Annotated in this window: 20 protein-coding genes; 10 read left to right on the forward strand and 10 right to left on the reverse strand. The window is 59.4% G+C overall.

Annotated features, from left to right (window positions below):
- Nucleotides 1-74: 74 nt before the first annotated feature.
- The 4 genes from CX511_RS08575 to ppsR all read right to left on the reverse strand — a co-directional run bounded on the left by CX511_RS08575 (nt 75) and on the right by ppsR (nt 6,469).
- Nucleotides 75-1,013 carry a DUF6708 domain-containing protein gene (locus tag CX511_RS08575; protein WP_220639112.1) on the reverse strand — a complete coding sequence of 313 codons (939 nt, stop codon included), beginning with the start codon at nt 1,011-1,013 and terminating at the stop codon, nt 75-77.
- Nucleotides 1,010-1,942, reverse strand: coding sequence for a hypothetical protein (locus CX511_RS08580; protein WP_220639113.1), 933 nt, complete (start codon nt 1,940-1,942; stop codon nt 1,010-1,012). The genes CX511_RS08575 and CX511_RS08580 overlap by 4 nt, the downstream gene beginning before the upstream one ends.
- Nucleotides 1,939-5,211 carry a toxin VasX gene (locus tag CX511_RS08585; RefSeq protein WP_231353386.1) on the reverse strand — a complete coding sequence of 1,091 codons (3,273 nt, stop codon included), beginning with the start codon at nt 5,209-5,211 and terminating at the stop codon, nt 1,939-1,941. Before CX511_RS08585 ends, CX511_RS08580 begins: the two co-directional genes overlap by 4 nt.
- Before the next feature lie 439 nt (nt 5,212-5,650).
- The gene (gene ppsR, locus CX511_RS08590) at nt 5,651-6,469 is read right to left on the reverse strand and encodes a posphoenolpyruvate synthetase regulatory kinase/phosphorylase PpsR (protein WP_045186910.1); all 819 of its coding nucleotides are present in this window, start codon (nt 6,467-6,469) and stop codon (nt 5,651-5,653) included.
- 177 nt (nt 6,470-6,646) lie between these two features.
- On the opposite strand from ppsR, the gene ppsA reads away from it, so the two are divergent.
- The 8 genes from ppsA (at nt 6,647) to CX511_RS08630 (ending at nt 14,729) form a co-directional block, all read left to right on the forward strand.
- Nucleotides 6,647-9,022: a phosphoenolpyruvate synthase gene (ppsA, locus tag CX511_RS08595; protein ID WP_045186907.1), complete on the forward strand. Its 2,376-nt coding sequence runs from the start codon at nt 6,647-6,649 to the stop codon at nt 9,020-9,022.
- A 108-nt stretch (nt 9,023-9,130) separates the two neighbouring features.
- A complete protein-coding gene (locus CX511_RS08600) occupies nt 9,131-10,147 on the forward strand; it encodes an alpha/beta fold hydrolase (RefSeq protein ID WP_231353388.1) in 1,017 nt (338 codons plus the stop codon).
- Nucleotides 10,148-10,215: 68 nt separating this feature from the next.
- Nucleotides 10,216-10,704: a ribonuclease E activity regulator RraA gene (rraA, locus tag CX511_RS08605; protein ID WP_045186901.1), complete on the forward strand. Its 489-nt coding sequence runs from the start codon at nt 10,216-10,218 to the stop codon at nt 10,702-10,704.
- Between the two features lie 27 nt (nt 10,705-10,731).
- Nucleotides 10,732-11,727, forward strand: coding sequence for a divalent cation transporter CmaX (cmaX, locus tag CX511_RS08610; RefSeq protein WP_045186899.1), 996 nt, complete (start codon nt 10,732-10,734; stop codon nt 11,725-11,727).
- Nucleotides 11,728-11,828: 101 nt separating this feature from the next.
- Nucleotides 11,829-12,077, forward strand: coding sequence for a hypothetical protein (locus tag CX511_RS08615; protein ID WP_045186896.1), 249 nt, complete (start codon nt 11,829-11,831; stop codon nt 12,075-12,077).
- Nucleotides 12,078-12,079: 2 nt separating this feature from the next.
- A complete protein-coding gene (locus CX511_RS08620; protein ID WP_045186893.1) occupies nt 12,080-12,904 on the forward strand; it encodes a mechanosensitive ion channel family protein in 825 nt (274 codons plus the stop codon).
- A gap of 113 nt (nt 12,905-13,017) precedes the next feature.
- Nucleotides 13,018-13,584: an RNA polymerase sigma factor SigX gene (gene sigX / locus CX511_RS08625; protein WP_036990388.1), complete on the forward strand. Its 567-nt coding sequence runs from the start codon at nt 13,018-13,020 to the stop codon at nt 13,582-13,584.
- Between the two features lie 110 nt (nt 13,585-13,694).
- On the forward strand, nt 13,695-14,729 hold the full coding sequence (locus tag CX511_RS08630; RefSeq protein WP_101291826.1) for an OmpA family protein: 1,035 nt from the start codon (nt 13,695-13,697) through the stop codon (nt 14,727-14,729).
- Between the two features lie 57 nt (nt 14,730-14,786).
- Here CX511_RS08630 and cobA read toward each other — a convergent pair whose 3' ends face one another.
- The 5 genes from cobA to CX511_RS08655 all read right to left on the reverse strand — a co-directional run bounded on the left by cobA (nt 14,787) and on the right by CX511_RS08655 (nt 20,673).
- Nucleotides 14,787-15,530 carry a uroporphyrinogen-III C-methyltransferase gene (gene cobA, locus CX511_RS08635; protein ID WP_101291827.1) on the reverse strand — a complete coding sequence of 248 codons (744 nt, stop codon included), beginning with the start codon at nt 15,528-15,530 and terminating at the stop codon, nt 14,787-14,789.
- Between the two features lie 25 nt (nt 15,531-15,555).
- Nucleotides 15,556-17,226, reverse strand: a complete 1,671-nt coding sequence (locus tag CX511_RS08640) for a bifunctional protein-serine/threonine kinase/phosphatase (protein WP_101291828.1) — start codon at nt 17,224-17,226, stop codon at nt 15,556-15,558.
- A 9-nt stretch (nt 17,227-17,235) separates the two neighbouring features.
- Nucleotides 17,236-18,447 (reverse strand): nitrate/nitrite transporter, encoded by a 1,212-nt coding sequence (locus CX511_RS08645; protein ID WP_045186875.1) that lies wholly within the window; start codon nt 18,445-18,447, stop codon nt 17,236-17,238.
- 420 nt (nt 18,448-18,867) lie between these two features.
- Nucleotides 18,868-19,443, reverse strand: a complete 576-nt coding sequence (locus CX511_RS08650) for an ANTAR domain-containing response regulator (RefSeq protein ID WP_045186872.1) — start codon at nt 19,441-19,443, stop codon at nt 18,868-18,870.
- 15 nt (nt 19,444-19,458) lie between these two features.
- A complete protein-coding gene (locus tag CX511_RS08655; RefSeq protein WP_101293289.1) occupies nt 19,459-20,673 on the reverse strand; it encodes a CmpA/NrtA family ABC transporter substrate-binding protein in 1,215 nt (404 codons plus the stop codon).
- A 151-nt stretch (nt 20,674-20,824) separates the two neighbouring features.
- Here CX511_RS08655 and CX511_RS08660 point away from each other — a divergent pair, with 151 nt between their 5' ends.
- Nucleotides 20,825-21,847: a quinone-dependent dihydroorotate dehydrogenase gene (locus CX511_RS08660; protein WP_101293288.1), complete on the forward strand. Its 1,023-nt coding sequence runs from the start codon at nt 20,825-20,827 to the stop codon at nt 21,845-21,847.
- A 96-nt stretch (nt 21,848-21,943) separates the two neighbouring features.
- On the opposite strand, the gene rmf is transcribed toward CX511_RS08660, so the two are convergent.
- Nucleotides 21,944-22,159 (reverse strand): ribosome modulation factor, encoded by a 216-nt coding sequence (rmf, locus tag CX511_RS08665; RefSeq protein WP_010223328.1) that lies wholly within the window; start codon nt 22,157-22,159, stop codon nt 21,944-21,946.
- 540 nt (nt 22,160-22,699) lie between these two features.
- On the opposite strand from rmf, the gene rlmKL reads away from it, so the two are divergent.
- On the forward strand, nt 22,700-24,901 hold the full coding sequence (rlmKL, locus tag CX511_RS08670; RefSeq protein ID WP_045186863.1) for a bifunctional 23S rRNA (guanine(2069)-N(7))-methyltransferase RlmK/23S rRNA (guanine(2445)-N(2))-methyltransferase RlmL: 2,202 nt from the start codon (nt 22,700-22,702) through the stop codon (nt 24,899-24,901).
- The last annotated feature ends 95 nt before the right edge of the window (nt 24,902-24,996 follow it).

Below are 24,996 nucleotides of genomic sequence, written 5' to 3' on the forward strand. Positions count from 1 at the left end.
AACGCCCGATGCACTGCATCGGGCGTTTTGTTTGGGTCGGTTTATCACCCCTGGTGGGCCGATAGATGGCGTGCTCAGTGAACCTCTTGAGCTTGTACGGCTAACTCGGCCTCACGCTTGGCGATGGCGGCTTCCAGCTCGGGGGAACGCTTGGCCCATTGCTCGGGCGGCAGAGGTTTGGACCATTCGATGATGGCGGGGTAGGTCAGGTCTGGAGGCGGGTATAACTTTTTTCTTTGTAGATAGGTGGCCAAAGGTGCGTTGAAAATAAATACCCCAACTACACCCTCCCACAATATCGTCAGAATCCAACCGCGAGTTTTAGCTTTATCGCTCATGTAATCGATGTAGTAGCGCAGGCTCCCGCCTGAGTTAAGTGCAGCCGCCTCCGGCGCTGCATCCGGCCCAATCTCCATGTAACTGCGCATGCATTCCCATAACGCCATGGCGCTGGTGCCACCCCCACAGTTAAAGCCCAGCGAGAAATGCTTGTTATCGTCTTTGGCCTGCGGGTCGGGGTTCTTAAAGCCGATGATCAATAAGCCCATCGTTGCTTTACCTGCCTGGCTCACCGACGAATGTTGCGTCGCCGCCGCCGTCACGCTTTCCCAAGGAACAATCCAATATTCGCCATCTGCTTGTGGTACACACACCTCGCGGCGTTGTCGATTAAAGCGCACAGGTAAAGGTACTTCGCGGAACAGGCCCTGGATTAGAAAAAAAACTGGCAATGCCATAATAATTGCACCCAACATCAAAGTATCCCGACTGAAGTCAGAGTTGAGATTTCGGGTGAAGAAAGACATGGCCAGAAACGTCATCACACCTACCCATATCCCCATCACCGCCGAACCGATGCTGTAGTTACCGATGTCGAGAAACACCTCGTTCTTGCGCCAAATGGTGTTGAGCACATCCGAGGGTTTCCGACCGGTGGGGATGGGCAGTGGTGCCAAGTAGTCATTGCGCGAAAATATCCGCTTTTTCGTCGTGCCTGCCGGTGGCGTACTCATGTCTCGTCCACAGGCTGCATCTGCACGGCTAATTCGGCCTCACGCTTGGCGATGGCGGCTTCCAGCTCGGGGGAGCGCTTGGCCCATTGCTCGGGTGGCAGGGGGTTGGACCATTCGATGATGGCGGGGTAGGTCAGGTCTGGAGGTGGATTCAGTTTCCAGCGTTCAAGTACGTCTATCAGTAGCGTGTTAAAAATGAAAATCCCACAGAAGCCTTCCCAAAATGCGGTTACAAGCCAGCCCCTCAACTTCGCAGCCTTGATAAGGTCGTCCAGATAGGTGGCCCATATGCCTTTAGATCTGTCGAAGCGTGCAGTCTGATCATCAACTGCATCCGGTCCAATTTCCATATAACTGCGCATGCATTCCCATAACGCCATTGCGCTGGTGCCCCCGCCACAGTTAAAACCCAGCGAGAAATGCTTGTTGTCGTCTTTGGCCTGCGGATCCGGATTTTCAAAGCCGATGATCAACAAGCCCATCGTTGCTTTACCTGCCTGGCTCACCGACGAATGTTGTGTAGCTGCCGCCGTCACGCTTTCCCAGGGGACAATCCAGTATTCGCCATCTGCTTGCGGTACACATACTTCGCGGCGTTGCCGATTAAAGCGCACGGGTAGTGGCACTTCGCGGAACAGAGCCTGGATCAAAAATAAGATAGGGATGCCAACGATGATAACTCCTCCCACCAATACTATAGGGTCAGGCGTGAGGTAGTTCATAAATGCAAATAACATTACCATCGGCCATATCCCCATCACCGCCGAACCGATGCTGTAATTACCGATATCGATAAACACCTCGTTCTTGCGCCAAATGGTGTTGAGCACATCCGAGGGTTTTCGACCGGTGGGGATGGGCAGTGGTGCCAAGTAGTCATTGCGCGAAAATATCCGCTTTTTTGTGGTGCCTGCCGGTGGCGTACTCATGTCTTGTCCTTGGGTTGCAGGTAATAGGCACCGGGTCGATCTGCGCCCAGCCCATACCTCGGCACACTATCCAGTTCCGGTGTCGGGTCGTCCCGCAGGGCAACCACGCCGCCGCTGTCATTCAACGTAAAGGCGAGCCCCCGTTCACCACCGATGAAGGTGTCGGCACCCAGCATCGCGATCAAGGGGGTGCGGTACCACAAGCGCAGGGAGACAGTACTGGGTTGTGTACTAAGAACACCTGGCTCGGTGTTGAAGGGCCCGCTCAGGCGCAAGCCTTGACCTTCCTTGGCCGGTATCCAGCAACAGCTGCTGCTGGGTAGCCAGTGCGGGACCATATTCCGCCAAGGTCTGGGCGGCTGACGATTTTTGCTCAGGCTGTTTTTGATCAAGTAGCGGTGGCGCTGGGTATCCACTGGGTCACCGATCAGGCTCAGTCCCAGGTAGACGCTGTTGGGCTCAGCCCCTGGCAGGTCGATGGTCAGGCTGTCGATGGAGCTGATGGACGTCAGTCCTGAAGGTCCATTGGCGCTGCCCACCTCCGAACGGCTCTCCATGCTCACTCGAGGTGTATACAGGATGCCGTACAGGTGGTTGAGTTCGCTTTGTTGGGCCTTGGCCGCGATAGGCTCCAGATTGCCCGCCCGCGCTTTTGACCAGCAGCAGGCGCTGAGGAAGTTTTGCAGTGGCGTTTGCTGAAAGAACCAGGTGATCAGGTACAGCACGCCCAGCGCGGCAATGATCCAGTTCAGCGGGCCCATGTACAGCGAATAGCGCATGATGGCGGTTTCCACTTCCACTAAACCCGCCAAGGCTTTGCCCGTTTGTACTACGCCCAATAACGCCTGGGCTCCATAGGCCGTTACCTGGCCCGAGACCACGGCCAGGCGCATCTCTAGCCACGGATCGATATGGGTTTGTGCGCCCTCCAGTTGTATTTGCAAAGACCGGTATTCGTTTACGGCCGCGCGAAATGACAATCCACCAATCACCCCACCAAACAGGGTCAGGGTTGGGGCCGGAGATGAGCGAATTAGAAACTGATCCTTCTTCATCCCCTGCCGCACCTGATTATCAATCACTGCCGTCAACGCAGCCGCCGTATACAAAGTCGCAGAAATAGTGTCGTTAACACGCCGGTCGTCCATTCCCTCCACGGTCTCAGCCTGACTCAGGTAATTACTCGCGTTGAACGAGTTCAGCAGCAAGGCCGCCAGGGGGACGACTCCACCGCTATGGGTCACAAAGGTGGAGTTCGTAATCCCTGCCACGCGCCCGGCTCCAATGGCTTCCCCTGTGGCGCGGGCCCAGCGGGTCAGGCCTTCGGCTTTTTGCCCCAGTAACGTCCAGATCTGGCGGCCACCTTCGGTCACGAACTGCAAGCGCGCTTCGCTGCCCAGGCGCGCGGCAACGAAAATGCCGAGCCAGGCCGTGCTGAAGGTTTTCTGCTCTTTGAGCAACAGCAACGCCGCGGCCAGGCGGTTGACCAGTACGCTCCATGGGCCGTTGGCGTCCCGGGCCATGGCCGCGAGGTCGTTGATGATCGGCAGGGTCAGAGGGGCCAGGGCCTGATGGGTGGCGGTGATGTTCTCGGCGGCCAGCGCCGCCAGCAACTCGCCCAGGCGCGTGCTGCTGTTCATGGCCGCATCGAGCGAAGGCGTCCAGGCGCGGAAGAGGTGTGTCAGTGCGCCGCCATCGGCGGCCCGCACATAGTCGGCATATTGTTCGGCGCCCTGGGCCCGAATGCATTGGGCGCTCAGGCAGCCCGTGGCCAGCTCGGTCAACCAGAGCCGTGTGTTCAGGTCATGGTAATCGACAAACCAGGTGCCATTGGCGGAACGCTTGAGGAACACGCCGCGGTCGCTGAACAGTGCTTGATGGCGTTGTTCGATCTGTTGGAAATGGCTGGGGGCGGTGGTTTCGAGCCAGGTGTTCATCGCCTCCAGGTCGATGTATTCACTCACCTTGGCACTGAGGAAGTCGTTATCGCGGTTGGCCTGTTTTTCGGCGCGGTATTCGCGCACCAGGTGTTCTGCTTCGGGGTACAGGTCGGCCGGTATAAAGGCGCGCACGGGCGCTACGATACGGGCAATACGCGCATCGCGGGTGCTGGCTTCAACCCGGCTGGGCTGGCCGCCGTAGCGGCGGGCCTGGGTTTCAGCCCTGAGCGCCTCATCCAGCTGATGCTGGGTGTCGAGCATGACCTTGCCCTGCTCGGGGGTGAGGCTGATATCACGCCCCTTGTAGCGGTAGTTGAGGGTACCCGCCAACTCAGCCCCGTCTTCGCTGACCAGGCTGCGCACAAACCCACCGATGCTCAGGCGCAGGGTGTTATCAGCGATCCACTGTTGGTGACGCGCTTCCAGCCACTCCTGCTCATGGTTGATATCGCGCAGCACGCCGAGGTCATCGTCCAGGCAGGCAAAGACAGGAAACAAGCCATTGGCCTGGGCCTTGGCGGTTTCCAGCCAATCCTGAGTGCGCTGGCCCTCCCAGCGTTCGGCGCTCCACTCGCCCGGCGCTTCGTCGCTGGCGTCGGGGTGTTGGCCGATGACCCTTTCCCGTTCTCGTGCGCGGTGCATCGCCGTGGTGTAGGCGTTGATGTTATGGGTTGTCGGCGATTTCATCGCTGCCGCGCCCAGTGCGTCGGTATCGTCGCCGCCGCGCTTTTGATCGGCCTTCATCGACCGGGCGTAGGTGGACGGGATCAGTTCGGCCATCACCTGCTCAGCATCGGCCAGCGCTGGGCAATGAGGCGCTTGCAGCTCGTTGGCCACCGTGCGCAAGGCCACGTGGCGCATGTGCGCGCTACGCTGGGCACTGCTGTCGCTCAACGCCTGGCAGTGTTCCGGGGGCAGGGGGTACTCGCAGTAGAGCATCCAGGCGTTATGGATCTTTTTCAGCGCCAGGCCCGCCAAGGTGCCGTTCAACACGAGCGTGTCATCGTCCTCCAGCGCTTGCTCGCTGAGCAAACCATCGGGTGCGATGGCGTAGCGTTGGAGCGGGCCCTGGTCCTGCCACAGGTAAAGATAACCTGCGCGCAGGCGGCGGGCCGCCATGGGATGGCTGTGGCTGGCAACGCCAGGCGTGCAGCAGGGATGGGGCGCTTGTTCTTCGGCCAGCGCATAGCGCACCGGCACCACGAACAGTTCAGGCTGACCGGCAGGGCAGGGCGTTATGGCGCAGTTGATATCTTCGTGGGGCATCGCCCTGGCGGCTCGGTCAGCTCGTGCCAGTCGATCAAGCATTTCCAGCTTGTCTGCACTCATGCAGGGTGTCCTTTTCGCCCAGTATTGGTAGTAGGCGAGATCGCCTGATAAGCCATCATCCAGTCAATATTCATGCCAAAAAACAAATAGTCATAAATATCAATTAGTTAGAAGTTTATGCAGACACTTCTTTCTCTGTTCACGGTGGAAACCATGAAAAAGTGCGCAAGAAGTTGCGCACTACTGTGCAACTTCTTGCGCACTCAGCGGGAGGCCACAGCCTGCAAGGGCTTTAGCGTTTTTCGCGGGGATTTCTACACGAAGACTGCGCAACTTCTTGCGCATAATGGCTATATGCCACCCATGGAGGGGTGTGCCGATGCTGAGCGCTCGCGGTAATTCGCGATCGAGCCTCGGGTCTCCTCGTTCGCCGCTGCGGCGGCCCCTTGGGCAAACGCCCAAAAGAGCCGCAACGGCCAGAGGCCCTAGAAAAGCTCAGCTACTTGAACCGACGCTCCACACCTTTTTCCACCAGGATCTTCGCTGCAATCTCTTCCACCGAGAAATGGGTGGAGTTGATGTTGGCGATGTTCTCGCGACGGAACAGGTTCTCCACCTCGCGTACTTCGAACTCGCACTGGGCGAAGCTGGAGTAACGGCTGTTAGGCTTGCGCTCATGGCGGATGGCGGTCAGGCGGTCCGGGTCAATGGTCAGGCCGAACAGCTTGTGCTGGTACTTTTTCAACACCGACGGCAGTTGCAGGCGCTCCATGTCGTCTTCGGTCAACGGGTAGTTGGCCGCACGGATGCCAAATTGCATGGCCATGTACAGACAGGTCGGGGTCTTGCCGCAGCGTGACACGCCGACCAGGATCAGGTCAGCCTTGTCGTAGTAGTGGGTGCGGGCGCCGTCATCGTTGTCCAGGGCGAAGTTGACCGCCTCGATGCGCTCCATGTAATTGGAGTTGCCGCCGATGGAGTGGGACTTGCCCACCGAATACGACGAGTGCGCGGTCAACTCCTGCTCCAACGGCGCCAGGAACGTCGAGAAAATGTCGATCATGAAACCATTGGAAGTGGCCAGGACCTCACGGATATCCTGGTTTACGATGGTGTCGAAGATGATCGGACGGACACCGTCCTTTTCTGCGGCGCTGTTGATTTGTTGTACCATGACCTGCGCTTTTTCCACGCTGTCGATGTACGGACGTGTGAATTTATTGAATGGAATGGTATCGAATTGCGCGAGAAGACTTTGTCCCAGCGTCTCGGCTGTGATGCCGGTGCCATCGGAGATAAAGAAAGCAGATCGTTTCATTTGCGCCTTGGGCCTTAAGCTGGTGACGAATCTTGTTTATGATAGGTTCGGTTTGCCGAACGCGGTTCGTCGGCATTCTCACTTATTTTCCGGGTCCAGGCCACAAGCGCCCGGCCAAGCCAGAGCTGGCAGGCGGGCGTCCTGAGCTTTTCCAACACAGTTAGTGGAGAGATCACCTTGGTAGAGTACGTAGTTTCCCTCGATAAGCTCGGCGTCCATGATGTGGAGCATGTGGGGGGCAAGAACGCATCCCTGGGCGAGATGATCAGTAACCTCGCGGGTGCCGGTGTGTCGGTCCCCGGCGGCTTTGCCACTACGGCTCAGGCGTACCGTGATTTTCTCGAGCAGAGCGGGCTGAACGCCCAGATCCACGCCGCGCTGGACGCGCTGGATGTCGATGACGTCAATGCCCTGGCCAGGACCGGCGCTCAAATCCGTCAATGGATCATGGAAGCCGAGTTTCCCGAGCGGCTGAACAGCGAAATCCGCACTGCCTTTGCCGAAATGTCTCAGGGCAACCCGAATATGGCCGTTGCCGTGCGTTCTTCGGCCACCGCCGAAGACCTGCCAGACGCCTCGTTCGCCGGTCAGCAGGAAACCTTCCTGAACATTCGTGGCGTCGAAAACGTTATCCGTGCCGCCAAGGAAGTGTTCGCATCGCTGTTCAACGACCGTGCCATTTCCTACCGCGTGCACCAGGGCTTTGACCACAAGCTGGTTGCCCTGTCCGCCGGTGTACAGCGCATGGTGCGCTCGGAAACCGGTACCGCCGGGGTGATGTTCACCCTCGACACCGAATCGGGCTTCCGTGATGTCGTGTTCATCACCGGCGCCTATGGCCTGGGCGAAACCGTGGTGCAAGGCGCGGTCAACCCGGACGAGTTCTATGTCCATAAGGGCACGCTGGAAGCCGGTCGTCCGGCCATCCTGCGTCGCAACCTGGGCAGCAAAGCGATCAAGATGATCTACGGCGAAGAAGCCAAAGCCGGTCGTTCGGTCAAGACCGTTGATGTCGACAAGGCCGATCGCACCCGTTTCTGCCTGAGCGACGCTGAAGTCAGCGAGCTGGCCAAGCAGGCGATGATCATCGAGAAGCACTACAAGTGCCCGATGGACATCGAATGGGCCAAAGACGGTGACGACGGCAAGCTGTACATCGTTCAGGCCCGTCCTGAAACCGTGAAAAGCCGCGCTCAGGCCAATGTCATGGAGCGCTACCTGCTCAAAGAAACCGGTACCGTGCTGGTCGAAGGTCGTGCCATTGGTCAGCGCATCGGCGCCGGCAAGGTGCGGATCATCAAGGACGTCTCGGAAATGGACAAGGTCCAGCCAGGCGACGTGCTGGTCTCGGACATGACCGACCCAGACTGGGAGCCGGTAATGAAGCGCGCCAGCGCCATTGTTACCAACCGTGGCGGGCGTACCTGCCACGCGGCGATCATTGCCCGTGAACTGGGTATCCCGGCTGTCGTCGGTTGCGGTAACGCCACCCAACTGCTCAAGGATGGCCAGGGCGTGACCGTGTCCTGCGCCGAAGGCGACACTGGCTTTATCTTCGAAGGTGAGCTGGGCTTTGATGTGCGCCAGAACTCCGTCGACGCCATGCCTGATCTGCCGTTCAAAATCATGATGAACGTTGGCAACCCGGACCGTGCGTTCGACTTTGCCCAGCTGCCTAACGCCGGTGTCGGCCTGGCGCGGCTGGAATTCATCATCAACCGCATGATCGGTGTGCACCCCAAGGCGCTGCTGAACTATGCTGGCCTGCCAGCTGAGCTCAAAGAAAGCGTCGATAAGCGCATCGCCGGTTACAACGACCCGGTTGGCTTCTATGTCGAGAAGCTGGTCGAGGGCATCAGCACTCTGGCGGCGGCGTTCTGGCCGAAGAAGGTCATCGTGCGCCTGTCGGACTTCAAGTCCAACGAATACGCGAACCTGATCGGTGGCAAGCTCTACGAGCCGGAAGAAGAAAACCCGATGCTGGGCTTCCGCGGTGCCTCGCGTTACATCAGCGAAGCCTTCCGTGACTGCTTCGAGCTGGAGTGCCGTGCACTCAAGCGCGTACGCAACGAAATGGGCCTGACCAACGTTGAAATCATGGTGCCGTTCGTCCGCACCTTGGGCGAAGCTAGCCAGGTCGTCGACCTGCTTGCCGAAAACGGTCTGGCTCGTGGCGACAACGGCCTGCGCGTGATCATGATGTGCGAGCTGCCATCCAACGCCATCCTCGCCGAAGAGTTCCTCGAGTACTTCGACGGTTTCTCCATCGGTTCCAACGACCTGACTCAGCTGACGCTGGGCCTGGACCGTGATTCGGGGATCATTGCGCACCTGTTCGATGAGCGTAACCCGGCGGTGAAGAAGCTGCTGGCCAACGCCATTCAGGCCTGTAACAAGGCTGGCAAGTACATCGGCATTTGCGGCCAGGGCCCATCCGACCACCCGGACCTGGCCAAGTGGCTGATGGAGCAGGGTATTGAAAGCGTTTCGCTGAACCCGGACTCGGTACTCGAGACCTGGTTCTTCCTGGCCGAAGGTCAGGCAGCAAGCTGATGCGCTGAACCGAAACCTTCACCTGGCCCTTGTGGCCGATGAAGGTTTCGACCGTATTCCAGGGCGTGTTCCAGTGATGGATCCCGCCCTTTTTCGTGCAAGAAACCTATGCAAAGCAGCAGTACTCTATTTCCCGTGGCCTTGCTCAGCGCCGAGCGTCGGGGTGACCTGAGCGAGGACGTGTACCGGATCAAGGCCGCAAACAGCCCAGACCCCACCGTTGAGCTGGCCGTGACCCGTCTTGGCATGGCCGATCAGACCGAGGTGCGGGGCGCCCCGGTGATTCTGCTGCATGGCAGCTTTTCCAATCGGCGGTTCTGGTACTCACCTCGGGGTATTGGTCTCGGGGCCTACCTGGCACGCGCCGGATTCGATGTATGGATTCCGGAAATGCGCGGTCATGGCCTGTCACCGCGCAATCGCAATTATCGCCACAACCGTGTCGCCGACTATGCGCGGTATGACTTGCCGGTCATTGCCGCCTTTGTCAGCGAGCAGTGTGGCCGCGCCGCGCACTGGATTGGTCACTCCCTCGGCGGTACCACTTTGGCTGCCGCACTCGGCGGGCAGTACCTGGGGGCTGAGCACGTTGCCAGTGCAGCGTTTTTCGGTACTCAGGTCAGTCGTACTTACTGGCCGTTGAAATTGCCGCCGGTGGAGTGGGGCGGGCGCCTGTTGCTCAAACGCTTCGGCCAGATTTCCGGGGCGCGGCTCAAGCGTGGTCCGGAGGATGAACCTATCGGCCTGGCCTTGGAAAGCATGCGCTGGTTTGGTTTGTTTGGCCGTTTTGGCGACAAGGACGCGGATTGGTGGGCGGGGTTGGCTGAGATTGACCTGCCGGTGCTGGCAGTGGCAGGTGCGGGCGATCATCAAGATCCGGTGTGGGCCTGCCGCAAGCTGTTCGAACAATTGGGTGGTCAGCACAAGCAATTTGTTCGCTTGGGTCGTGAACAGGGTTTCGACAACTTTGGTCACGTCGATATGCTCGTCAGTAAGCCTGCCCAGGCGCAAGTCTGGCCGCTGGTCGAGCGCTGGTTGCATAACCCGCTGGCGGTGGTAACCGAAGACGCTGCACAACAGGTGACCGGATCGGCGCCGACGTGTAGCCTTGAGTCTAAAGCTTGACCGCTGGGCCTCGTTAACTGATTGAAACTGTGACATCCCATTGTCTTGGCAATTGACAGGAGTTTCCCATGCAATATCTCACCCCCGATTTGTGCGACGCCTACCCGGAACTGGTGCAGGTGCTGGAGCCGATGTTCAGTAACTTCGGTGGCCGCGATTCCTTCGGTGGTGAGATCGTCACCATCAAGTGCTTTGAGGACAACTCGCTGGTCAAGGAGCAGGTCGAGCTCGATGGCAAAGGCAAAGTGCTGGTGGTCGATGGTGGCGGTTCGTTACGTCGGGCGTTGCTGGGCGACATGCTTGCCGAAAAAGCCGCGAAGAACCACTGGGAAGGCCTGGTGATCTACGGCTGTGTACGTGACGTCGATGTTCTGGCGCAAACCGATGTAGGCGTGCAGGCGTTGGCCAGCCATCCGATGAAGACCGACAAGCGTGGCATCGGCGACCTCAACGTGGTGGTGAATTTTGCCGGTGTGACCTTCCGCCCCGGTGAATACATTTACGCTGACAACAATGGTGTGATTGTCTCGCCAAGCCCGTTGAAAATGCCAGAGTAAGCCTCTGAAACCAAGCCTGGGGTAGGGATGTTCGAAGAAGAAAACGCGCAATGGGGCCTGGTACATGCCCTGGTGCTGGATGGAAACGGCGGTGCGCGTTCGATTGCTCGAACTGAGCTGGATGCACTTGAGCTGCAGCCGCAGGAAAGCCTGTGGCTGCACTGGGATCGTAGTCACCCGCAGACCCGTACCTGGCTGCGCCATGACAGTGGTTTGAACGAGTTTGCCTGCGACCTGCTGCTTGAGGAAAACACCCGTCCGCGGTTGTTGCCGCTGGCGGACGCGCAAATGCTGTTGTTCCTGCGCGGAGTCAACCTCAATCCAGGTGCCGAGCCCGAAGACATGGTCTCGGTGCGCATCTTCGCCCAGGCCCAGCGCGTAATTTCCTTGCGCCTGCGGCCAATGCGCGCCAGCGATGAGTTGCTCCAGCAACTGACTGAAGGGCGCGGGCCTAAAACCGCGTCCGAGCTGCTGTTGACCATGGCGCAATTGCTGACCGAGAAAGTTCAGGCGCTGATCAGCGACCTTTCGGAAGTGGTCGATCTGGAGGAAGAGAAGCTGGAAGCGGACAAACGCTACGCGCCGGATCAGGGCAGTTTGCAGCAGATCCGCCGCCGCGCTGCCGGATTGCGGCGCTTTCTCAACCCGCAGCGGGAAATCTACGCACAGCTGGCGCGCAACAAGTGGAGCTGGTTCGCTGCCGATGACGCCGACTACTGGAACGAGCTCAACAACAGCCTGACCCGCTACCTCGAAGAACTGGAACTGACCCGCGAGCGGGCTGCGTTGGTGCTGGAGAGCGAAGACCGCCGGCGTGCCGAGCGAATGAACCGGACCATGTACCGGTTCGGCATCATTACCTGCATTTTTCTGCCCATGAGTTTCGTCACCGGACTGCTAGGCATCAACGTTGGTGGCATTCCCGGTGCTGAAAGTCCCTATGGCTTCCTCTTCGCCAGTTTACTGGTGCTGGGGTTGGCACTGGGGCAGTGGTGGCTGTTTCGCCGCCTGCGGTGGGTGTGATTCAGTGCATTTAGTGAACAATCAGTCACGAACTGTCCGCCTGGTTCATGTGACCTGCCTGGCGAGCACCTCGTCTTTGACAGATATTGCGCGAGGTGCCCATGCACGATCCGTTTGAAGAATCCCTGCGAGACTTGCTCAAGGCTTCGCCGTCCGGCCAGGATCGCGACGATGATGCTTGCCTTGGGCGCGTCCTGAAAACCGCCAACCGTCAGGTTGGTGCGGGCGATCTGTTCAGTCTGCTTGGCCGCTGGAGCCAGGCGTTGATGATTGCCGTTAACAATGGCTCGGCGCATGTTGCGCCGGTCCGCCGTAACGTTACCGCCCGTAAAGCTGATAAGGCCGATTGACTATGGAACTTAATCTCTGGACACAGAGCTTACTCACCGCGATGACCGCGTTGTGGACCAAAGTGGCGAACTTCATTCCTAATCTGTTTGGCGCCCTGGTTGTGGTGCTACTTGGTTTTGTCGTGGCCAAGCTGCTGGACACCTTACTGTCCAAGTTACTCGCCAAACTGGGTCTGGATCGCCTGATGGGCGGCACTGGCTTGACCAAGATGCTCGATCGGGTCGGTATCCAGGTACCGATCTCGACCTTGATTGGCAAGATCGTCTATTGGTTTGTGTTGTTGATCTTCCTCGTCTCGGCCGCTGAATCCCTGGGTCTTGAGCGGGTTTCGGCTACGCTCGACATGCTTGCCCTGTATTTACCCAAAGTATTTGGCGCTGCGCTGGTGTTGTTGGCCGGTGTGCTCCTGGCCCAGTTGGTTAACGGCCTGGTGCGTGGTGCTGCTGAAGGCATTGGCCTTGAGTACGCGGCGGGTGTCGGGCGTATTGCCCAGGGCCTGGTCATTATCATCAGCATTTCAGTGGCAATCAGCCAGCTTGAGGTCAAGACCGACCTGCTCAACCATGTAATCGTCATTGGATTGATTACCGTTGGTCTGGCTGTTGCGTTGGCGATGGGCCTGGGCAGTCGTGAAATTGCCGGGCAGATTCTGGCTGGAATTTATGTGCGTGAGCTCTATCAAGTGGGCCAGTATGTGCAGGTTGGAGAGGTTGAAGGGCAGATCGAGGAGATCGGTACGGTCAAGACGACCCTGCTGACCGACGATGGCGAGTTGGTCTCGTTGTCCAACCGGATTCTCCTCGAGCAGCGAGTCAATAGCCGCTAACCGGGTAAATCCTGCTAATGTATGCCGCCGCAAATTACCCCAGGCAGGGGTAAGCGGCGACATTGACCTGACTGTCGGCCAGATTCGTTTTGAATAAAGTTCACTCGCTGCCCATGCGTTACGACCCCCGCGAGCTCACTGATGAGGAGTTGGTGGCGCGTTCGCATGAGGAGCTGTTTCATGTTACTCGCGCGTATGAAGAGCTCATGCGACGCTACCAACGGACTCTTTTTAACGTCTGTGCGCGTTACTTGGGGAACGATCGGGACGCTGATGATGTCTGTCAGGAGGTGATGCTCAAGGTGCTCTATGGCCTGAAGAACTTCGAGGGCAAATCGAAGTTCAAGACTTGGCTCTACAGCATCACCTATAACGAATGCATCACCCAGTACCGCAAGGAGCGGCGCAAACGTCGACTGATGGATGCCTTGAGTTTGGATCCACTTGAGGAAGCCTCGGAAGAGAAGGCGCCCAAACCTGAAGAGAAAGGTGGGCTGGATAAATGGTTAGTGCATGTAAATCCGATTGACCGTGAAATTCTGGTGCTACGATTCGTCGCAGAGCTGGAATTTCAGGAAATCGCCGATATCATGCATATGGGCCTTAGCGCAACGAAAATGCGGTATAAACGTGCGCTAGACAAGCTACGTGAGAAATTTGCGGGCCTTGCTGAAACTTAGTGGCACGTAAATATCTCTTACGTACTGGCAAGTTCTGCTAGACTTGTCGACGAGTTGTCCCCCGGATGTTGGTGGGACTGCTTAACTATCACCAGATGGGGATTTAACGGATGAAATTGAAAAACACCTTGGGCTTGGCCATTGGTTCTCTTGTAGCCGTAACTTCGCTCGGCGCTCTGGCACAAGGCCAAGGCGCGGTTGAGATCGAAGGTAACGTTACCAAGCAGTACTACGATAGCGAGCGCAATTTTCAGAACGACGGCACCAACCCAGGTGTTCGCCTCGGTTACTTCCTGACCGACGACCTGTCCCTGGATCTGGGCTACAACGAAACTCACAACGTTCGTGGCGATGTCTTCAACAAGGACATCAAAGGTTCCAAAGCTAAGCTCGACGCTACCTACCACTTCGGTACCGTAGGCGATGCACTGCGTCCGTACGTCTCGGCTGGTTTTGCACACGAGAGCATCGGCCAGAGCTTCAACAACGGTCGTGACCACTCCACCTTCGCCAACGTTGGCGCCGGTGCCAAGTGGTACATCACCGACATGTTCTTCGCCCGTGCTGGCGTTGAAGCCATGTACAACATCGACAACGGCAACACCGAGTGGGGCCCAACTGTTGGTCTGGGTCTGAACTTCGGTGGTAGCGGTGGCGCTGCTCCTGCTCCAGCACCTGTTGCTGAAGTCTGCTCCGACAGCGACAACGACGGCGTTTGCGACAACGTCGACAAGTGCCCTGACACCCCAGCCAACGTTACCGTTGACGCTGACGGCTGCCCAGCTGTTGCTGAAGTCGTACGTGTTGAGCTGGACGTCAAGTTCGACTTCGACAAGTCTGTCGTCAAGCAGAACAGCTACGGTGATATCAAAAACCTGGCTGACTTCATGAAGCAGTACCCACAGACCACCACCACCGTTGAAGGTCACACTGACTCCGTCGGTCCTGACGCTTACAACCAGAAGCTGTCTGAGCGTCGTGCAAACGCCGTTAAGCAGGTTCTGACCAACGAGTACGGTGTTGAGTCGACTCGCGTTGAGTCGGTTGGTTACGGTGAAACCCGTCCGGTTGCTGACAACGCCACCGAAGATGGTCGCGCTGTTAACCGTCGCGTAGAAGCACAAGTAGAAGCTCAAGCCAAGTAATTGGTAAGCGCTTCACAGAAAAGCCCGGCTTAGGCCGGGCTTTTCTTTGCCTGCGATTCAGGCGGGTATCTGCAGTAGTGCGCTGGCTACAGCGTCTCGGGCTGCCACTTGGCCAATCACCAGAACGGCTGGGCTGCAGAGATTGAAGCGGTCGGCGTCTTCGCACAGGTGTATCAGCGAACTGCGTTGTTCGCGTTGCTGGGGCAGGGAAGCGTTCTCGATCATTGCCACGGGCGTATCGGCCGCCAAGCCGCCTGCCAGCAGTCCCTGCTGGACCTCGGCGAGTTTGCTCACGCCCATGTACACCACAAGCGTGGTGCCGCCTTGAGCGAGGCCTTGCCAGTTCAGCGGGCTGTCATCCTGAGTGTGCGCGGTGAGCAGGGTTACGCCGCGGCTGACACCGCGCAAGGTCAGGGAAATCCCGCATTGGCTTGCGCCGGCAAGGCCCGCAGTAATGCCATTGACCAATTCAACCTCGATACCTTGAGCCTGCAGCCAGGCGGCTTCTTCTCCACCGCGGCCAAAGATGCACGGGTCGCCGCCTTTGAGCCGCGCTACGCAGCGGCCCTGACGGGCATAGCGCAGCATCAGACGCTGGATGAACGCTTGCGGTGTGGAGCGGCAACCGCCGCGTTTGCCCACGGCGATTACCCGCGCCTGAGGGCAGTGTTCGAGGATCAGTGGGTTGACCAGGTCATCGATCATGACCACGTCGGCCTCACTCAGGGCGCGTACCGCTTTGAGCGTCAACAGCTCCGGGTCGCCAGGTCCCGCACCAATTAGCCAGACTTTCGCTTTCATGGGTATTCCTCGTAGGCTCGGGCTGTCAGCCTTTTAGCAGGCAGATCAGTAGGATCAGGTTAAGTAGTAAGGACAGCAGCGCCACACCGCGCCAGACCTTAAGCGGTTCGCGCTCGAGCAGCGGGCGCGGACGGGCACTCAGCTGCTGACGCTCGCCTTGTTCAAGCAGCAACAGCCATTGCTCGGCGGTTTCGAAGCGTTGTTGCGGGTCGGCGAGCAGGGCTTGCGTCAGGTTGTGCTCCAGCCATGGCGGCACGTCGGGGCGATAGCGCGCAGCACTGGCCGGTTGGCTGAAGCGTGGGCGCTGAAAGGCTTCGATCTCGCCATAGGGGTAGTGTCCGGTCAGCAGGTAGAACAGCGTTACGCCGACACTGTAGAGATCTTGTTGTGCACTGGGCGGCTCGCCGTCGAAGGCTTCCGGGGCAATAAACGAAGGGGTGCCTGGCAATTCGTGGACGCGGTCCTCGGAAAGGCCCGGGCAGAACGCCAGGCCAAAATCCAGCAGGCGCAGTTGGCCGTCATCACCCAGGTGCAGGTTTTCGGGTTTGATGTCGCGGTGCAGGATGTTGCGCCGGTGCAACAGGCCCACCGCCTGCAACAGTTGCTGGGCCAGTGATTGCCATTGCGCCAGGGGGAGTGGGCCAGAGTGGACGAACAATTGCGCCAAGGTCTGGCCTGGATATTCACTCATCACATAGTACAAGTGCTGGCGTTGGCTGGCCGGGTGTACCTCGGGGAAGTAACGTCCGGCGACCCGACGCAGGAACCATTCTTCGAGCAGTAGGCATTGCAGTGCCCCGGGTTCATCCGTGCGTTGTTCCGGCAGGGTTTTCAGTAGCCAGGCTTGCTGCTGGTTGTCATGGACGCGGTAAAGCAGTGACTGGCGGCTGTGGCTGAGCTGGGAGTCAACGGTCCAGCCATCGATCACTTGACCGTTGCGCAGGGCTGTCGGCAACGGCCATTGCTGCAGTTGCGCCAGGGAGTCGCCGAGGTTGTTTGTGCCCAGCCGATCGATGCGCACCAGCAATGCACTGGCGTTGTCCTGGCTGCCGCTGAGATGGGCGGAGCTGACCAGGGTCTGCGCCGCATCCTGCAGGTCAATCTGTTCGCGCAATACTGCCCTGATCTGCGATTCACTCAGGCTGGCCCAGACACCATCGCTCAACAGGACAAAACACTCGCCGGCCCGCAGGTCGCCTTCCAGGTAGTCAACCTGCAGGTGCTGATCAAGACCCAGCGCGCGCTTGAGCACATGCTGCATGCCCGGTTGATCCCATACATGATCTTCGCTGATGCGTTGCAGTTGCCCGGCGGCCCAGCGATAGATCCGGCAGTCGCCGACATGCGCCAAGGTGAAGCGTCGGCCACGGAGTACCAGGGCGCTCAAGGTGGTCAGTAACGGCTGCCCGCCGCCGTTGACACGCAGCCAGCGGTTTTGCGCCAGCAGCAGGCGGTCCAGAGCCTGGGCCACACCCCAGGTTGGCGGTGTGGCGTAATAGTCCAGGGCCAGTGCTTGCAGGCTCGCCCGTGCCGCCAGGCCGCCATCGGCGCACTGGCTGACGCCGTCGGCCAAGGCAAATAGGTAGCCTTTACTGGCGGCCAGTTCCGGGTTCGGCGTGACCAGGCGCAATGCGTCCTGGTTCTCCTCTCGTGGCCCGGTAGCGCTGGCGTGGGCGAAACTTAGTTGCAGGCTCATGATCGGGTCTCAGACGCGTGCTGCAGTTACTGCAGCTGAGCCCCAGGTGGTGCGCCAGCGTTGTTTGACCCCATGCAGGCCGAACCAGGCCAGTACGCCAAGGCTGGCGAACAGCCACAGCCCTAATTGGTAATCACCACTGTGCTGCTTGATAGCGCCTAGGCCTGCGGCGAGCAGGAACCCACCGATACCGCCAGCCATGCCGATCAATCCGGTCATCACCCCGATCTCCTGGCGGAAGCGTTGCGGCACCAGTTGGAACACTGCGCCATTGCCTGCACCAAGCCCGAGCATGGCGCTGACGAATAAGGCCAAGGCGGCCACCGAGCTTGGCAGGTTGAAACCGACAGCGGCAATACAAATGGCCGCCACGGTGTACATCGCCAGCAAGGTACGGATGCCGCCAAAGCGATCAGCCAGCGCGCCACCCAAGGGGCGCATCAGGCTGCCCGCGAAGACGCAGGCGGCAGTGTAATAGCCGGCCGTGACCGGGCTCAGGCCGTACTGGTCGTTAAAGTAGCCGGGCAGGGCGCTGGCCAGCCCGATAAAGCCGCCAAAGGTGACGCTGTAGAAAAACATGAACCACCAACTGTCGCGGTCACCCAGGGCCTTGAGGTAATCAGCCATGGCCTTGGGTTTGGGCCGTTGCGGGGCATTGCGCGCCAGCAGGGCGAACAGTGCCAGGGTCAGGAGCAGCGGAATCACGGCGAAGCCGAAGACAGAGTTCCAGCCAAAACTGGCAGCCAGCACCGGTGCCAGCAGCGCGGCGAACACCGTACCGGAGTTGCCAGCGCCAGCAATGCCCATGGCCTTGCCTTGGTGCTGGGCCGGGTACCACTGCGAGGCCAGTGGCAGGGAGACAGCAAAGGAGGCGCCGGCGACGCCGAGGAAGACGCCGAGCAGCAGTGCCTGCTCATAACTGTGTATGCCCAGGTTCCAGGCGCAGAACAGAGCGATGATGACGATCACCTGGCCAATCAGGCCGGCGGTTTTCGGGGACAGGCGATCGACCAGGATGCCCATGACAAACCGCAGGATGGCGCCGGCCAGGATCGGCGTGGCGACCATCAGCCCGCGTTGCTGGGTGGTCAGGTGCAGATCGGCCGCGATCTGTACCGCCATTGGGCCGAGCAGGTACCAGACCATGAAGCTGAGGTCGAAATACAAAAAGGCAGCGAACAGCGTGGGGATATGCCCGGACTTCCAGAAACTCGTATTCATCGAACACCTCGTTGAACATTGCACTGCAGGTCGCGCCCTCAAGGGGCAGAAACGAAAAAGACGCCGCCTCCCGACCCGCTGTGGCGAGGGGGATGCGACGTCTTTGTCGTGAAGGGGCAACCGCCGTTGGCTACCAGTGCGATAGGTTGAGCAAGATGTGGGCCAGAGTGCGTTAGGCACTGTACGAAAAGCCTTGATACTCGGTGATGCTGCGTTGAAAACAGCCTCGGAATGCTCATTTACAACCCGTAAACTCCGCCTCCTCGGCTGTTTTCGCCTTGCCTGACCTTCGTCTCAAAACTTTTCATACAGAGCCTAGGGATGTGTTGGGGAATGCCGATAGATTTTTGTTGTGTTTGAGATCGAGCGCCGCGCGGGCGGCGCTCGATCTCAAACACAACAAAAACGCACCGACAAGCCCTACCCAAGCAAATCACTCATAGCAATGATCTGCTCAGCCACCTGCACCAATTTCTGTTGCTTGCTCATGGCCTGGCGACGCATCAGCGTATAAGCCTGCTCTTCATTACAGTCCTTCATTTTCATCAACAGCCCCTTGGCCAGCTCGATGCGTTTTCGCTCGGCCAATTGCTGATCACGGGCCTGCAGTTGCGCCTTGAGCGCCTGGTCGCTCTCGAAACGGACCATCGCCACATCGAGGATCGGCTGCAGTCGGGCGGCATGAATGCCTTCAACGATATAAGCGCTGACCCCCGCCTGGATCGCCTGGCGCATCACTGTCGGGTCATGCTCATCGGTAAACATGACAATGGGGCGCGGGCGGTCACGGCTGACCAGGATCACTTGCTCCATGACGTCACGGCCCGGTGATTCGGTATCAATCAGAACCACATCCGGGCGCACCGTTTCAACGCGTGTCGGCAGGTCGATGGTCAGCCCTGACTCATCAATAACCTCAAAACCCGCTTCAACCAGTGCGCACTTCAAGCGTCCGACCTTCTTTGCGGTATCGTCGATCAACAGGATTCGCAGCATAATGGCGTCCCCTTGTCAGCGATGGGCGTGGGCAGCAGGCGTTTCGGCCAGCGCGTGCAAGGCAAAACTGTGGGCGTAGCCTGCAGGGTCGCTGCCATCCCAATAGCAGCCATCAATCAGCTGGCTGCGGCGCATGATCTGTGCGTCGCACGGCACGCCGATGGCGCTTGCAGCGTCGCGGTACAGCGCCAGTTGCTGCACCTGGCGCGCTACTGTCAGGTAATCGGGATCTTCACGCAGCAGGCCCCAGCGGCGGAACTGGGTCATGAACCACATGCCGTCGGACAGGTAGGGCAGGTTGGCCCGGCCCTGGTCGTGCAGGCGCAAGCCGTGAGGGTCGTGCCAGTGATTACCCAGGCCGTCGTGGTAGTCGCCGAGCAGGCGTGGTTCGATGCTACTCAAGGGCGCATCAAGGTAGGCATTGCCGCTGAGCAACTGGGCTGTGCTGCGACGGTTTTCCGGGCTCTGCTCGATGAATCGGCTGGCGGCCAGGATCGCCTTGATCAACGCCCTGGCCGTATTGGGGTACTGTTCGACAAAGACGCGGGTGCAACCCAGGACTTTCTCCGGATGATCAGGCCAGACCGATTGGCTGGTGGCGAGTGTGAAGCCATGGCCCTGCGCGACGGCATCCGCAGACCAGGGTTCGCCGACACAAAAACCGTCGATGCGCCCGGCCTGCAGGTGAGCGAGCATTTGTGCGGGCGGCACCACCACGCTGTTGACGTCATGCAAGGGGTGGATGCCTTGGCTGGCGAGCCAGTAGTACAACCACATGGCGTGAGTGCCCGTCGGAAAGGTCTGGGCAAAGGTCAGTTTTGTCCTGCTTTGGTGCACATAGCGCTCCAGCGCCTCGGGACGGGTCACGCCTTGACGCTGTAGCGCCGCCGACAGATGGATGCCTTGGGCGTTCTGGTTCAGGCCCATCAGCACCGCCATGTCAGTGGCACGGGTGCCGCCAATGCCCAGGTGCACGGCATAGATCAACCCGTACAGGCTATGGGCGGCGTCCAGTTCGCCGTTGACCAGTTTGTCGCGCAAGCCGGCCCAGGAGCTCTGGCGTTTGAGGTTCAGGCTCAGGCCGTAGGGCTGGGCAAAGCCTTGGGTCGCGGCAACCACCACCGAGGCGCAGTCGCTCAGGGCCATGAAACCGATGTCCAGGCTGTGCTTTTCCGGCGCATCGCTGCCGTTGACCCAGGCCAGAGGAGAGAAGGGAATGTCGTTAGTCACAGTGTCGCGCCTGTATCGAAGGTCAGGCCGGGCCGCTCGCGCGGCCGGTGTCTAGACACAACAAAGCAACGCATATGCCAAGGCGGCGCTGTCCCCCGGACGATGCCACCTATATAATCGCCCCCTCACTCACGTCGAGCTAAGCCCGCCCATGTATACCCTGGCCCGCCAGCTGCTGTTCAAGCTCTCCCCGGAGACTTCCCACGACCTGTCCCTGGACCTGATCGGCGCCGGTGGCCGCCTGGGTCTGAACGGCCTGTTGACCAAGGCCCCGGCCTCGTTGCCAGTCACCGTCATGGGCCTGGAGTTCGCCAACCCCGTGGGTCTGGCGGCCGGCCTGGACAAGAACGGTGCGGCCATTGATGGTTTTGCCCAGCTGGGGTTCGGCTTTGTCGAGATCGGCACCGTCACGCCGCGTCCGCAGCCGGGCAATCCCAAGCCACGCCTGTTTCGCCTGCCGCAAGCTGAAGCGATCATCAACCGCATGGGCTTCAACAACCTGGGTGTTGATCACTTGCTTACGCGGGTGCAGGCGGCGAAATACCGCGGCATCCTCGGCATCAACATCGGCAAGAACTTCGACACCCCGGTCGAGCGCGCGGTGGACGATTACCTGATTTGCCTGGACAAGGTCTATAACCAGGCCAGCTACATCACCGTCAACGTCAGCTCGCCCAACACCCCGGGCCTGCGTAGCCTGCAGTTCGGCGATTCGCTTAAGCAATTGCTCGACGCCCTGGCCGAACGCCGTGGGCAACTGGCGGTGCAGCATGGCAAGCACGTACCGCTGGCAATCAAGATCGCACCGGACATGAGCGATGAAGAAACCGCACTGGTAGCGGCTGCATTGATCGAGTCGGGTATGGACGCGGTGATCGCGACCAACACCACGCTGGGTCGCGAAGGGGTAGAAGGTCTCCCCCATGGCGATGAAGCCGGTGGCTTGTCGGGCGCGCCGGTCCTGGAGAAGAGCACCCACATCGTCAAGGTGCTGTCTGGCGAGCTGGGGGGTAAGTTGCCGATCATTGCCGCCGGTGGCATCACCGAGGGCAAGCACGCCGCGCAAAAAATTGCGGCCGGTGCCAGCCTGGTGCAAATCTATTCGGGGTTCATCTACAAGGGCCCGGCGCTGATTCGCGAGGCTGTGGACGCTATTGCCGCTATGCCGCGCTGAATCGCGGGCATAAAAAAGGGCCCCTTGAAGGGGCCCCTGGGCCGTAGCCCGCCGCCCGGATGGGGCGCGCATGGTTAATCGAAGTTAAATCCTCGCTCAGCCAACGGCGTGAAGTTCGTTGAGTCTATGAATACCCGCAGTGCCGGTCATACCGTCCCAGTTGTCGCCGCGTCCTTCGCGCCAGCCATTGATCCATGCCTGACGTACAGACGGTAGAGTAAAGGGGCAAAGCTCGCGGGATTTGCCGGTGACCCCATATTGGTAGCCACGTGAAAATGCTCGTTCCAACGGATCACGCTTAAGTCTTCTCATAGGGTGTTGCCCTCACTTGTTGACTGTAATGTCCCGTCGGCCTCTAGGAGGCCGGGCAGAATCGTTCTGCCGGTTTGCGCTCGCTGCCGGCGTCGCGAGCGAAAGTGTTGCCCCATTGCGGTGACAACCTGAGATGAGTTCTAACCAATACGCGACACAGTGTGAATGATCGTTTTGTCATAAGGGCGTAACCTTTCTGAGGGTCACAGGATAAGTAAATAAATGCGTCAGAGCAGGGTTTGACGCAAAGCCCGCTATGATCAGGGTTTGACCAGCGTTGAAGTCACTTGGCCAGTGCTGAGTGATAATTTGTAACAAGGCAGTCAATACGACGAAGGGGCATTTTTCACCCTGTTAATCGTGAAATTTTCATTCTGCCCAGCGATCAAAGACATTTCTGCCCCTGGCATACGTCTGATCGCCTGGGTGGCCCGGCACCCATTGGGTGCCATTCGAACGCTCGCTGGAAAGGCGTTCGATTAAACATCGGCAGGGCAATGCGCTTGCCCTCCACTTATTGCTCAAGGCACTGGATACCTCATGTCGGACCGTTTCGAACTCTACCTAACCTGCCCCAAAGGCCTTGAAGGCCTGCTCGCCGAAGAGGCCCGCGGCCTGGGCCTTGAAGAGGTGCGTGAACACACCTCGGCGATTCGCGGCTCGGCCGACATGGAAACAGCCTATCGGCTGTGCCTGTGGTCGCGTCTTGGCAACCGCGTGCTACTGGTGCTCAAACGCTTCAACATGAAGAACGCCGATGACCTCTATGATGGCGTGAACGAGGTCGAATGGCAGGATCACCTGGAGGCCAGTGGTTCGCTGGCCGTTGAATTCAGCGGTCATGGCTCGGGTATCGACAACACCCATTTTGGTGCCCTGAAGGTCAAGGACGCCATTGTCGACAAGCTGCGTACCCGTGATGGCGAGCGTCCCTCTGTAGACAAGCTCAACCCGGACTTGCGCGTCCACCTGCGCCTGGATCGTGGCGAAGCGATCCTGTCCCTGGACCTCTCTGGTCACAGCCTGCACCAGCGCGGCTATCGCTTGCAGCAGGGCGCTGCGCCGCTCAAGGAAAACCTGGCCGCCGCGGTGCTGATTCGTGCCGGCTGGCCGCGCATTGCCGCCGAAGGCGGGGCTCTGGCTGACCCGATGTGTGGTGTCGGGACCTTCCTGGTCGAAGCGGCAATGATTGCCGCCGACATCGCTCCCAACCTCAAGCGTGAACGCTGGGGTTTCAGCGCCTGGCTGGGCCACGTGCCAGCGCTGTGGCGCAAGCTGCATGATGAGGCGCAGGCGCGCGCGCAGGCCGGCCTTGCCCGTCCGCCGTTGTGGATTCGAGGTTACGAGGCCGATCCACGGCTGATTCAGCCGGGTCGCAATAACGTCGAGCGTGCGGGCTTGAGCGACTGGGTGAAAATCTATCAGGGTGAAGTGGGCAGTTTCGAGCCGCGCCCTGACCAGAACCAGAAAGGCCTGGTGATCTGTAACCCGCCCTATGGCGAGCGCCTGGGTGACGAAGCCAGCCTACTGTACCTCTACCAGAACCTCGGTGAGCGCCTGCGCCAATCCTGCTTGAACTGGGAGGCGGCGGTGTTTACCGGCGCGCCGGACCTGGGCAAGCGCATGGGTATTCGCAGCCACAAGCAGTACGCGTTCTGGAACGGTGCGCTGCCGTGCAAATTGCTGTTGATCAAGGTTCAGCCTGACCAGTTTGTGACCGGCGAGCGCCGTCAGCCTGAGCGTGATGCGCAGGGCAACGAAGACCAGCGTTCACCCGCGGCCATTGCCAGTGAGCCGGCGCGTTTGAGCGAAGGCGGGCAGATGTTCGCCAACCGTCTACAGAAAAACCTCAAGCAGTTAGGCAAATGGGCCAAGCGTGAGCAGGTCAGTTGCTACCGGCTGTATGACGCTGACATGCCTGAGTACGCCCTGGCCATCGACCTGTATCAGGACTGGGTACACGTTCAGGAGTACGCCGCCCCACGCTCCGTAGACCCGGAAAAGGCCCAGGCCCGTCTGTTTGATGCCCTGGCGGCGATTCCGCAGGCGCTGGGCATCGACCAGAGCCGTGTGGTGGTCAAACGTCGCGAGCGTCAGAGCGGCACCCGTCAGTACGAGCGCCAAAGCACTCAGGGTCAGTTCCTGGAGGTCAGCGAAGGCGGCGTCAAGTTGCTGGTCAACCTTACCGACTACCTCGACACCGGCCTGTTCCTCGACCATCGGCCAATGCGCATGCGCATTCAGCGCGAGGCGGCCGGCAAGCGTTTCCTCAACCTGTTCTGCTATACCGCTACCGCCAGTGTTCACGCGGCCAAGGGCGGTGCACGCAGCACTACCAGTGTCGACCTGTCGCGGACCTATCTGGACTGGGCGCGGCGCAACCTGTCGCTCAATGGCTTCTCCGACAAGAACCGTCTGGAGCAGGGCGATGTCATGGCTTGGCTGCAAGCGTGCCGTGACGAGTACGAGCTGATCTTCATCGATCCGCCGACCTTCTCCAACTCCAAGCGCATGGAAGGTGTGTTCGATGTCCAGCGTGACCATGTGCAGTTGCTTGACCTTGCGGTCGCGCGCCTGGCACCTGGCGGCGTGCTTTACTTCTCTAACAACTTCCGTAAGTTCCAGCTTGATGAACATCTGGCTGAGCGTTATGCCGTAGAGGAAATAACCGCGCAGACCCTGGACCCAGACTTTGCCCGTAACAGCAAAATTCACCGGGCATGGCGCATTCAGGCACGCTGAAACAGTCTTCTCCCGGGCCGTGAATTGCTTCATTAGTGGCTAATGGCTATAACTGAGGTACGGTCCGGGAAACGCTGCATGCTGGCGTTATGAGT

The organism is Pseudomonas sp. S06B 330, from assembly GCF_002845275.2.
Lineage (GTDB): Bacteria > Pseudomonadota > Gammaproteobacteria > Pseudomonadales > Pseudomonadaceae > Aquipseudomonas.